Consider the following 11,415-nt stretch of genomic DNA (forward strand, 5'->3'; position numbering starts at 1 on the left):
ATGACCATGTTCGACACCTGCGGTCCGACGCAGACGCCGGATGACGTCGATATCGACGCCTTGCGGGAGAAATACTCGCAGGAGCGGAACAAGCGGCTACGCCCGGAGGGATCAGAGCAGTACCTGGAACTCAAAGACGATTTCGCGGAGTTCGCAGAGGTCGATCCGCACACGCCGGTGACACCTCGCGCCCCGATCAACGAAGACATCGAGGTGGCTGTGTTGGGCGGGGGCATCGCAGGCCTGCTGGCGGGTGCCTACCTCAAGAAGGCCGGCGTCGACGACGTGCACGTCATCGAGATGGCAGGCGACTTCGGCGGTGTCTGGTACTGGAATCGCTTTCCGGGGATTCAGTGCGACAACGACGCCTATTGCTATATCCCGATGCTCGAAGAGCTCGACTTCATACCGTCGAAGAAGTACGCCGACGGTGCCGAGATCTTCGAGCACTGCAGGCGGATCGGCAAGCATTTCGGACTCTACGACGGTGCGATCTTCTCCACCCAGGTAACCACGATGCGTTGGGACGAGGAAATCAAGCGATGGCGGTTGGCCACCAACCGCGGCGACGACATCAGGGCCCGCTTCGTCGTCATGACGCAGGGTTCGTACAACCGACCCAAGCTGCCCGGCATCCCGGGGATCGCCGACTTCAAAGGACACGTCTTTCACTCGGCGCGTTGGGATTACGACTACACCGGCGGAGACGCCACCGGTGGACTGCACAAGCTGGCGGACAAGAACGTCGCACTGGTGGGAACCGGCGCGACGGGCGTGCAGCTGGTGCCGCATCTGGGCCGGGACGCCAAGCACCTCTACGTTTTTCAACGGACCCCGTCCTCGGTGGACATGCGAGGCAACGAGCCGACGGATCCGCAGTGGGCGGCATCTTTGCAGCCCGGGTGGCAGGAGGAGCGCAAGCGCAACTTCCATCGCTGGTCCCCGTTCGAGGGTGTGGTCTTCGATGCCGCCGATCAGGTGTGTGACTTCTGGACCGAGTTGGGCCGCAACACGACGGCGAGAATCGCCGCCAGCCCGGATCCGGCATCGCTGACGATCGAACAGGTGATGGCCATCCGGGAGGAGGAGGACTACAAGGTCATGGAGCGCCTTCGGCGCCGGGTCGCGGACCTCGTCGAGGACCCGGAAACGGCTGAAGCGCTCAAACCGTACTACCGCTTCATGTGCAAGCGGCCGTGCAGCAACGACGAATACCTGCCGACATTCAACCGACCGAACGTCACGCTGGTCGACGTGGCGGAGTCCAAGGGGGTGGACAGGCTCACCGAGATGGGCATCGTAGCCAACGGCGTCGAGTACGAAGTGGATTGCGTGATCTTCGCAAGCGGCTTCGAGATCTCGACGGAGATCAGCCGGCGGTACGCGATCGACGCCATCGAAGGCCGAGACGGACTCTCGCTCTTCGACCACTGGCGGGATGGTTATAAGACACTGCACGGGATGACCAGCCGCGGCTTCCCGAACCAGTTCCACACCGGGTTCATCCAGGGTGGTGTCTCGGCCAACACCACGGCGATGTTCGAACAGCAGGCCGAACACATCGCCTACGTCATCGCCGAGGCGGTGAAGCGGAAGGCCACCACCGTCGAGCCGAGCCGGGAGGCCCAGGACGCCTGGCTGAACACCATCCGAGAGCTCGCGATCGACACCTCTGCGTTCGATCTTTCCTGCACCCCCGGCTATTACAACAACGAGGGCAGCGGTTTCGGCGAAGGAGTCAGGTCGTTCCTCGGTGATTACTTCATGGCGGGCTTCTACGTTTTCGACGACCTGTTACGGCAGTGGCGCGACAAGGGCGACCTCGACGGACTCGAGCTGAAGAACATGAATGACTGACTCGAGATTCGACGGGCGAGTAGCCGTCGTCACCGGAGGCGGCCGCGGGCTGGGCCGCACCTACGCCCTTCTGCTGGCGTCTCGTGGGGCGAAGGTCGTCGTCAACGACCCCGGCGGAAGCCTGGCCGGTGAAGGCGCCGACGGCGGACCCGCACGCGACATCGTCGACGAGATCACCTCCGCGGGTGGCGATGCGGTTGTCAGCACCGAGTCGGTGGCCTCGCCGGAGGGCGGCAAGGCGATCGTCGAGACGGCCATCGACCGTTATGGACGTCTCGACATCCTCGTGCACAACGCGGGCGTCGTTCGGCGGGCTCCGCTGAAAGAGATGTCGTACGAGGATTTCGAGGCGGTCCTCGATGTTCATCTGCGGGGTGCGTTTCACGTTGTCCGGCCCGCGTTTCCGGTCATGTGTGACGCGGGCTATGGGCGCATCGTGTTGACCTCATCGATCGGCGGCCTTTACGGAAACCACGATGTGGCGAACTACGCGGCCGCCAAGGCGGGGATCCTGGGTCTGTCCAATGTGGCCGCGATCGAAGGTGCCGCAAACGGTGTCAAGAGCAACGTCATCGTGCCTGCGGCGGTCACCAGAATGGCAGAAGGCATCGACACGTCGGCGTACCCGCCGATGGGCCCCGAACTCGTGGCACCGGTCGTGGGGTGGCTGGCACACGAAAGCTGTTCCATCACAGGCGAGATTCTCATCGCGCTTGCCGGGCGGGTGGCCAGGGCGGTCGTCGCGGAAACGCCCGGCGTGTACCGGCCGTCGTGGTCCGTTGCCGACATAGGTGAACACATCTCGGCGATTTGTGATGCGTCGGATCCCGTTGTCTTCCCCGTCGTGCCCGACGGTCACGGCGACCACATTCGGTACAGCTTCGCCATGGCGGCACAAGGAGCGGTCCATGGCTAGTCGAGGTCCGCTGGCAGGCGTGCGGGTCGTCGATCTCACCGCGATGGTGATGGGCCCGTACTGCACTCAGATCATGGCCGACATGGGCGCCGACGTCATCAAGGTCGAACCACCCGAAGGGGACAACACCCGCTACATATCGGTCGGCCCCGCGCCAGGGATGAGCGGGGTCTACATGAACGTGAACCGAGGCAAGCGGGCCATCGTGCTGGACCTGCGCGCCGAGGACGGAAAAGCCGCGCTGCAGGCGCTGATCCGAACCGCCGACGTGTTCATCCACTCGATGCGGTCAAAGGCGATCGTCAAGCTTGGCTTCGGCTACGACGACGTCGCCGCCATCAATCCTTCGATCGTCTATACGAACTGTTACGGGTACGGCAGGCACGGTCCCAACCGCGACCTGCCCGCCTACGACGACACCATCCAAGCCGAATGCGGGTTGCCCGCCGTCCAGGAGCAACTGACCGGCGAAGCCAACTTCGTCGGCACCATCATCGCCGACAAGGTCGCAGGCCTGACCGCCCTCTACGCCACCACGATGGCGTTGTTCCACCGCGAGCGAACCGGTGAGGGCCAAGAGGTCGAGGTCGCCATGTTCGAGACTATGGCGTCGTTCATGCTCGTCGAACACGCCAACGGCGCCATGTTCGACCCGCCGCTCGGGCCAGCGATCTATCCGCGCACGGTGGCGCCGAACCGACGACCGTATCGCACCAAGGACGGTCACATCGCGGCGCTGATCTATAACGACAAGCACTGGAACGCGTTCGTGGGCGCCGTGCGGCCGGCGTGGGCCACGGAGTTGTACGCGACCCTCGAACTGCGTGCGAACGACATCGACACGGTGTACGGCCTGGTGGCCCAGACGATGCTGGAGCGCACGACAGATGAGTGGATGGCGTTGTTCCGTGAGCTGGAAATCCCCGCGGCGCCGTTGAACACACCCGACGCGCTGTTCGACCATCCGCACCTGAACGCCGTGGGATTGTTCGAAACGGTGGACACGCAATACGGACCCGTGCGGATGCCCGGTGTGCCGACCTGGTTCTCGCGGACACCGGGCCGGATCGCGGGCCCGACTCGCGAACTTGGCGCCGACACCGCAGAGGTGCTCAAGGAGCTCGGACTGGAAAGGGGCGTCTGTGGATTTTGAAATGGGGCCCAAGGCCACAGAACTCCGACACGAGCTGCGTGAGTTGGTGAAAAGTGAAGTACCGGAAAACTTTCTGGGTGCCTTCACCGACGACCCGGCCGATCTCGAGACGGCCCAGCAGTTCTGCCGGACGCTGGCGGAACGCAACCTGCTGTGCTTGTCATGGCCGGAGGAGTTCGGCGGCGGCGGGGCGACGGCGTGGGAGCAGACGGTCGTGCGCGAAGAGATGTGGGCCCATCACGAGCCACGCGGCGCCCAGTACATGGGCGTCAACTGGGTCGGCCCGATCATCATGCGGCACGGCACCGAGGAGCAGCAGCGCAAGCACCTGCCGCCGATCGCGCGCGGCGAGGTGATCTGGTGTCAGGGGTTTTCCGAGCCGGAGGCGGGTTCCGATCTCGCATCGCTGCGTACCACCGCGCGACCCGATGGCGACGGCTGGTTGGTCAGCGGCCAGAAGATCTGGACCTCCTACGCCACGATGGCGCAGTGGTGCTTCCTGCTCGCACGAACCCACAGAGGCGAGAAGAAGCAACAGGGGCTAACGATTTTCCTTGTCCCGATGGACGATCCGGCGATCCAGGTCAGACCGATCCGGACCATGCTTGGCCCCCATCACCTCAACGAGGTGTTCTTCGACGAACTTCGGGTGACCAGGGACGACGTGCTCGGCGAGGTCGACCTCGGCTGGTCCATCGTCGGTGAAGTGACGTCTTTCGAGCGCGTCGGCATCGCCAGGTATGCGCGGTGTGAACGGCTGCTTGCGGCGGCACCGACTGTTCTCGGCGACCGTTGGGAGGACCTGCCCGCCGAGTTGCGGGGCCGTTGGGTGCGGATGCTGACCCACTGCCGCCGCGCCCGCCTGTTGGCGTACCGCGTTGTGTCGCTGCAGAGCACCGGGCGAGTCGAACCCGGGGACGCCGCCGCATACCGGATCGCGGTGACGAAGCTGGATCAGGACAGCGCCGAGGTGCTGATGGACATCGCCGCCGAAGTGCCCCCCGACGGCCCGCGCGGTGAATGGTTCCTTGGCGAGGTGGAGGACCACTGGCGGTATTCGCAGGCCTCGACGGTGTCGTCCGGCAGCATCGAGATGCAACGCATCCTGCTGTCCCGTGCCCTGCTGGCGGCGGCCAAATGATCCTCGATCTCGGCGAGGACGCCAAAGAATACGGGCGCCAAGCGCTTCGGGCGTTCGAGGCAGCGGGCGGCGACCAGCTCGTCCAGCAGGCCGAGGCCAAGCCCGACACCAGGGAGGTGCTTGCTGGCCCGGTGCTGAACGAACTCGGCGCATGGGAGCTGGATGCCCGCACCGACTCCGACGGTCTTGAAGCCGCCGCCGCGCTGTGCCGCAGCGCCGGCTACTGGGCGCTGCCGTATCCGGTCGCCGAACGCCTTGCCCGGCCCGTGGATCTCGACACCGACGGCCTCATCGTGGTGGCGCCGAACCGACCCGCAGGTGCCGTCGGCGGAGTCGAGACACGTTGGACGACGGTGACATTGGACGGTGCGCGAAGCACGGTCGTCGGCCACGGCGTCACCGGCCCCGCGTTCGTCACCACGCTGGAGCTCACGGAGACAGACTCCGAAGGGGCGGGTGACGTGGCACTCGGACTCGTGCTGCCGTGCTGGACGTTGCTCGGCATGCTCGACCGTGCCCTCGAGCTGACCATCGCCCACGTCAGCCTGCGTAAGCAGTTCGGGCAGACATTGTCGGCCTTCCAGGGGGTCCAGTTCCAGCTCACCGACGCCGAAGTGGAACGCAGCGGGCTGGAGATCCTCGCCAAATACGCCTTGTGGAGCGCCGGTTCATCCAAGCCGGAAGCCCTCGTCGATGCTCTTGCGCTACGGATGTCGGCCATCGAGGCGGCGGACGTGGTCTTCCGGGTGTGCCATCAACTGCACGGCGCGGTCGGATTCTGCGACGAGACCACGCTGTCCTGGCTTTCCCGCCACAGCCAGCCGCTGCGGCGGTTACCGCTGGGACTGTCGGCCACCCGCGACGAGCTGACCCGCCGAGCGGGCAGAGGTGGTCTCAGGGGGTTGTACGCGTGACGGCCCGAAGACGAGCGCGAGTGAGGATCGCTGGGCCCACGCCCGCAGGGCAGGGGACGAGGAACGAGCGAGGACCGGTGGGCCCACGCCCGCAGGGCAGGGGACGAGTGGGAATCGAGGCAGACAGCACCGATCTCGACCGGTTCCGCGCCGACGTCCGTTCCTGGTGTGAGGAGCACATCCCACCGGACTGGCGTGCGACCCAGACCGGGGTGAGCGACGAGGAATTCGCGCGGTTCCAGAAGGCGTGGTTCGCCGAGCTGCACGCCGCGGGCTACGCGGTGCCGCACTGGCCTTCGGAGTGGGGCGGTGGACTGCCGGTCGCCGAGCAGATCGTGTTGTACTCCGAGCTGGCGGCCCACGACGCGCCTCGGCTGGTGCTGGCGTTCGTCGGCATCCACCACGCCGCATCGACACTGCTCGTCGCGGGCACCGACGAGCAGCGCGCCAGACATCTGCCCGCAATCCTCGACGGCGAGATCTGGGTGCAGGGGTTCTCCGAACCGGAGGCGGGCTCCGACCTTGCCGGCCTGCGGACAACGGCACGCAAGGACGGTGACGGATACATCGTCAACGGCCAGAAGCTGTGGGCCAGCGGAGGCAAGCACGCGGACTGGTGCCTGCTGCTGGCGCGCACCGACCCGGAAGCGCCCAAGCGAAAGGGCATTTCGTACTTCCTTCTGGACATGACCACGGCCGGCGTCGAGGTGCGGCCCATCCGCAACGCGATCGGCGATTCGCACTTCTGCGAGATCTTCCTCAACGACGTCCGAATTCCGGCCGCCAACCTGGTCGGCGCGGAGAACGCCGGATGGCAGGTGGCCCAGGCGACCCTTGGCGCCGAGCGCGGCATGACGATGCTGGAACTCGCCGAGCGCCTCGGCAATGCGGGCTTCCGCTGGCTTGTCAAGTTGTGTCCCATCGACGACCCCGTCGTCGCCGACCGACTTGCGCAGTTCGAGACCGAGATCACCGGGTTGCGCGGGCTGTGCAGGCGGCTCGTGGAGAACGCCGAGGCAGGCACCACGGGACCCGCCGATGCGTCCATCGTCAAGCTGTACTACAGCGAACTGTTGCAACGGATGACGAATTTCGGCGCCGAGATCGCCGGCCTGCCTGCACACACCGAACTCGTGAAGTCGGCATCCAGCGGCTGGGAATCCGGCTCGTGGATGCTGGATTTCATCGGCTCATGGGAGTGGACGATCCCGGGTGGATCGAGCGAGATTCAAAGGACGATCATCGCCGAGCGTGGTCTTGGGCTGCCGCGAGAGCCGAGTGCGGTCTGATGGCACCCGAATTCGAGGAGTTTCACGCCGAGCTCCGATCCGTTGCGGGTGACCTTCTCGCCAAGGATCGCGCGGTCGAATGGCAGGCACTTGTCGACGCGGGCTGGGTCGGCCTTGAAGTGCCCGACGAGTTAGGCGGGGCGGGAGCCACGTTCGCCGAGGTCGCCGTGATCTGCGAGGAGATGGGCCGCGCCGCCAGCGCAAGCAGCTACCTCGGCAGCGCGGTGCTCGCAGTCAGCACCTTGAATGCGTTGCAGCCCAGCGACACCCGTGACCGGCTTCTCGCCGATGTGGCGTCGGGTGCCATCCGGCTGGCCGTTGCGGTCGAATCGTCGGACTTCGTCCCCGACGCCGAGGGCGCCGACCGGGTTCTGCTGGTCACCGACGACGGCGTCGTCTGCGCAGCTGCGACGGTGACACCGCGACCGGTACTCGATGAAACCCGCCGGCTGGCGACGGTGTCGGCGACGCCCGGTGCGGGCGACGTGATGCAGTTTGACGGAAGCCCGACCGACGCGCATGCGCGACTCCTTCAGCGTGCCGCTGTCGCGATCGCCTGCGACAGCCTCGGCCTATCCGAGGCAATGCTTTCCGCGACCGTGGGGTACGCAAAGGTGCGCCACCAGTTCGATCGTCCGATCGGGTCGTTCCAGGCGGTGAAGCACGCGTGTGCCGACATGGCGGTCACGCTCGCGGTGGCACGTCAGCTCGTGGGCGCGGCGGTCGAGGCCGTCGCGGAGGGCCGACCGGACGCCGGGGCCTGCGTCGCGATGGCCAAGTCCTACGCCTGCGGCTCGGCAGTCGACCTCGCAGGCAAGGCCATGCAGCTGCACGGCGGCATCGGTTACACGTGGGAGAGCGGCATCCACGTCTATCTGAAGCGCGCCGCCCTCAACCGTTCGCTGTTCGGGTCACCTGCAGCTCACCGCCGTGAACTAGCCAAACGTTATCGATAACAAGGAGTTTCGTCATGGGCATCCCGGTCTACAAACGCATCCTCGACCTCTTCGAGGCCGAGGGAGTCAACACGCTGTTCGGCATTCCCGACCCGAACTTCGTGCACATGTTCGCCGAAGCCGACGCGCGGGGCTGGTCGGTGGTCGCGCCGCACCACGAGCTGAGCGCGGGGTTCATGGCGGAGGCCGCGTCGCGTATGACGGGCAAGCCCGGGCTATGCATCGGCACGCTTGGCCCAGGCGTGGCCAACATCTCCGGCGCGATGATGTGCGCGCTCGTCGAGAACTCGCCGGTGATCTTCCTTGGCGGCCAGCGGGCCCGCATCACCGAGCGCCGGGTACGCCGCGGGCGTATCCAATTCGTAGCGCAGGAGGGCCTTTTCACGCCTTCCGTGAAATACAGCAGCTCGATCGAGTATCCCGACCAAACCGACGAGATCGTCCGCGAGGCGATACGTCGCGCCATGTCCGGCACGCCGGGCCCGTCCTATATCGAGTTCCCGTCGCACGTGATTCTTGAAGAGCTTGACGTGTCGGATCCGTTGCCGCCCAGCCGGTATCGACTGGTTGGTCAGGGCGCTGGAGCTCGCGAGGTCGCCGAGGCCGTGAAGTTGATCCAGGACGCGAAGAGTCCGGTCCTGCTGGTCGGTCACGGCGTGCACACCTCCCGTACCGGGCCCTCGGTCAAGGAACTCGCCGATCTGATGAACTGTCCGGTGATCCAGACCTCGGGCGGCACGTCGTTCATCCCTGGCCTCGAGGAGCGCACCTTCGCCTACGGATTCTCGCCTGCCGCTGTCGAAGCGGTGGTGGCCTCGGACCTGTGTGTGGCGCTCGGGACGGAGCTGGGGGAGCCCAGCCATTACGGCAGGACCAGGCACTGGGCGGCCAACGACGCGAATCGCAAATGGGTGCTGGTCGAACAGGATCCGGTCGCGATCGGCGTGAACCGGCCGATCGACGTCCCGCTCGTAGGTGACCTCCGAGGCGTGGTGCCGCAGCTGGTGGAAGCGCTGCGGGAGACGCCGAGGCAACCGTCCGCCGACCTGGACCGGTGGATCATCCAGGATGCCGAGGAGCTCGCGCAGTTGGCGGAAAACGCGCCGACGGGCAGGACGCCGGTCCACCCGGCCCGTTTCATCGTCGAGGCCACCAAGGCCTTTCCGCAAGACGGCATCATGGTGCGCGACGGTGGCGCCACGGTCATCTTCGGTTGGACCTACTCGCAGGCCAAACCCCGCGACGTGATCTGGAACCAGAACTTCGGCCACCTCGGCACCGGGTTGCCCTACGCCGTCGGCGCCTCGGTCGCCGAGGGCCGTAAACGTCCGGTGATGCTGCTGACCAGTGACTCGGCGTTCCTGTTCCACATCGCCGAACTCGAGACGGCGGCGCGGGAGAACCTGCCGCTGGTCTGCGTGGTCGGGGTCGATCACCAGTGGGGGCTCGAGGTCGGCGTCTACAAGCGCACGTTCGCCCAGCCCTCACCGCAGCCGGGTGTGCACTGGAGCAAGGACGTGCGCTTCGACAAGATCGCCGAGGGCTTCGGCTGCCACGGCGAGTACGTGGAGAAGGAAGACGAGATGGGACCGGCCATCGAGCGAGCCTTCGCCAGCGGCAAGACCGCCGTCGTGCATGTGTGCATCGACCCGAAGGCGAACTCCGAGGAGATGCCGAAGTACGACGAATTCCGGACGTGGTATGCAGAAGGAACCCAGTGAGACCGCGGTCGAACCGCGAATATAGAGAGGTGAGACCATGCGCGAATATCTGAAGTTCTACATCGACGGCCAGTGGGTTGACCCGAGCGAGGCCAAGACGCTTGACGTGGACAACCCGACCACCGAGCAGGTGTCGGGCAAGATCGCGATCGGTACCGCGGCCGACGTCGACAAGGCGGTCAAGGCCGCGCGCAAGGCGTTCGCGACGTGGTCGGTCAGCACCCGCGAGGAGCGGCTGGACTTGCTGGCGGCGATCGCCGCGGAGTACCAGAAGCGGTCCGGTGATCTCGCCGACGCGGTGCACGAGGAGATGGGCGCGCCGCCGTCACTCGCGGCAGGTCCCCAGGTGATGCTGGGGCTCGGGCACCTGATGGGCGCGATCGACGCTTTGAAGAACTTCTCGTTCGAGGAGCAGCGCGGGTCGACGCTGATCCTCAAGGAGCCGATCGGCGTCTGCGGCCTGATCACGCCGTGGAACTGGCCCATCAACCAGATTGCCTGCAAGGTGTTCCCGGCGCTGGCCACCGGCTGCACCATGGTGCTGAAGCCCTCGGAGGTGGCCCCATACTCGGGCCAGATCTTCACCGAGGTGATGGACTCGGCGGGGGTGCCCGCGGGCGTCTACAACATGGTGTTCGGCGACGGTCCCGGTGTGGGAGCGGCGATCTCCAGCCACCCCGACATTGACCTGGTGTCCTTCACCGGCTCGACTCGCGCAGGCGTCGACGTCGCCAAGAACGCGGCCGCCACCGTCAAGCGGGTTACCCAGGAGCTCGGCGGCAAGAGCCCCAACATCGTCATCGACGACGAGAAGTTCGCCGAAAGCGTCACGGCAGGCGTGTCAACCATGATGGTCAACTCCGGCCAGAGCTGTAATGCGCCGTCGCGCATGCTCGTTCCACGAGACCGCATCGCGGAGGCGGCTGAGATCGCCCGCGGTGTGGCCGAAGCGGTCGCGGTGGGCGATACCGAGAACAAGCGGGCGATCGGTCCCGTCGCGTCAAAGGTTCAGTTCGACAAGGTGCAGGGCCTGATCCAGAAGGGAATCGAGGAGGGCGCGACGGTGGCGGCGGGCGGACCGGGACGGCCGGACGGGCTCGACACCGGATACTACGTGAAGCCGACCGTGTTCTCGGATGTCGACAACGACATGACGATCGCCCGCGAGGAAATCTTCGGCCCTGTGCTGTGCATCCTGCCCTACGACGATCTCGACCAGGCTGTCGACATCGCCAATGACACGGAATACGGTCTGGCGGGCTATGTTTCGGCCGCCGACATCGACGCCGCCCGCACACTGGCGCGTCGGATCCGGGCCGGCCAGGTCGCGATCAACCACGCCTTCGACCTGAACACTCCGTTCGGCGGCTACAAGCGAAGCGGAAACGGACGCGAGTGGAGCGAGTTCGGGTTCGAGGAGTACCTGGAGATCAAGGGCACGCTGGGTTACGCGCCCGAGAACGCCTGA

At 65.9% G+C, this 11,415-nt stretch carries 9 protein-coding genes; all 9 read left to right on the forward strand.

Annotated features, from left to right (window positions below; genetic code table 11):
* The 9 genes from D6M19_RS21045 to D6M19_RS21085 all read left to right on the forward strand — a co-directional run bounded on the left by D6M19_RS21045 (position 1) and on the right by D6M19_RS21085 (position 11,415).
* Positions 1-1,857, forward strand: a complete 1,857-nt coding sequence (locus D6M19_RS21045) for a flavin-containing monooxygenase (protein WP_206428585.1) — start codon at positions 1-3, stop codon at positions 1,855-1,857.
* Entirely contained in the window at positions 1,850-2,773 is a 924-nt protein-coding gene (locus D6M19_RS21050) for an SDR family NAD(P)-dependent oxidoreductase (protein WP_123027205.1), read from the forward strand. Before D6M19_RS21045 ends, D6M19_RS21050 begins: the two co-directional genes overlap by 8 nt.
* Positions 2,766-3,926 carry a CaiB/BaiF CoA transferase family protein gene (locus D6M19_RS21055; protein WP_123027206.1) on the forward strand — a complete coding sequence of 387 codons (1,161 nt, stop codon included), beginning with the start codon at positions 2,766-2,768 and terminating at the stop codon, positions 3,924-3,926. The genes D6M19_RS21050 and D6M19_RS21055 overlap by 8 nt, the downstream gene beginning before the upstream one ends.
* 1 nt (position 3,927) lies before the next feature.
* A complete protein-coding gene (locus D6M19_RS21060) occupies positions 3,928-5,067 on the forward strand; it encodes an acyl-CoA dehydrogenase family protein (RefSeq protein WP_123027207.1) in 1,140 nt (379 codons plus the stop codon).
* Positions 5,064-5,981 carry an acyl-CoA dehydrogenase family protein gene (locus D6M19_RS21065; protein ID WP_123027208.1) on the forward strand — a complete coding sequence of 306 codons (918 nt, stop codon included), beginning with the start codon at positions 5,064-5,066 and terminating at the stop codon, positions 5,979-5,981. Before D6M19_RS21060 ends, D6M19_RS21065 begins: the two co-directional genes overlap by 4 nt.
* A 107-nt stretch (positions 5,982-6,088) precedes the next feature.
* On the forward strand, positions 6,089-7,270 hold the full coding sequence (locus tag D6M19_RS21070) for an acyl-CoA dehydrogenase family protein (RefSeq protein WP_234834964.1): 1,182 nt from the start codon (positions 6,089-6,091) through the stop codon (positions 7,268-7,270).
* Positions 7,270-8,226 carry an acyl-CoA dehydrogenase family protein gene (locus D6M19_RS21075; protein ID WP_123027209.1) on the forward strand — a complete coding sequence of 319 codons (957 nt, stop codon included), beginning with the start codon at positions 7,270-7,272 and terminating at the stop codon, positions 8,224-8,226. The genes D6M19_RS21070 and D6M19_RS21075 overlap by 1 nt, the downstream gene beginning before the upstream one ends.
* Before the next feature lie 14 nt (positions 8,227-8,240).
* Positions 8,241-9,947, forward strand: coding sequence for a thiamine pyrophosphate-binding protein (locus D6M19_RS21080; RefSeq protein WP_123027210.1), 1,707 nt, complete (start codon positions 8,241-8,243; stop codon positions 9,945-9,947).
* Between the two features lie 37 nt (positions 9,948-9,984).
* A complete protein-coding gene (locus D6M19_RS21085; RefSeq protein ID WP_123027211.1) occupies positions 9,985-11,415 on the forward strand; it encodes an aldehyde dehydrogenase family protein in 1,431 nt (476 codons plus the stop codon).

This window comes from Mycolicibacterium stellerae (assembly GCF_003719305.1).
Classification (GTDB): domain Bacteria; phylum Actinomycetota; class Actinomycetes; order Mycobacteriales; family Mycobacteriaceae; genus Mycobacterium; species Mycobacterium stellerae.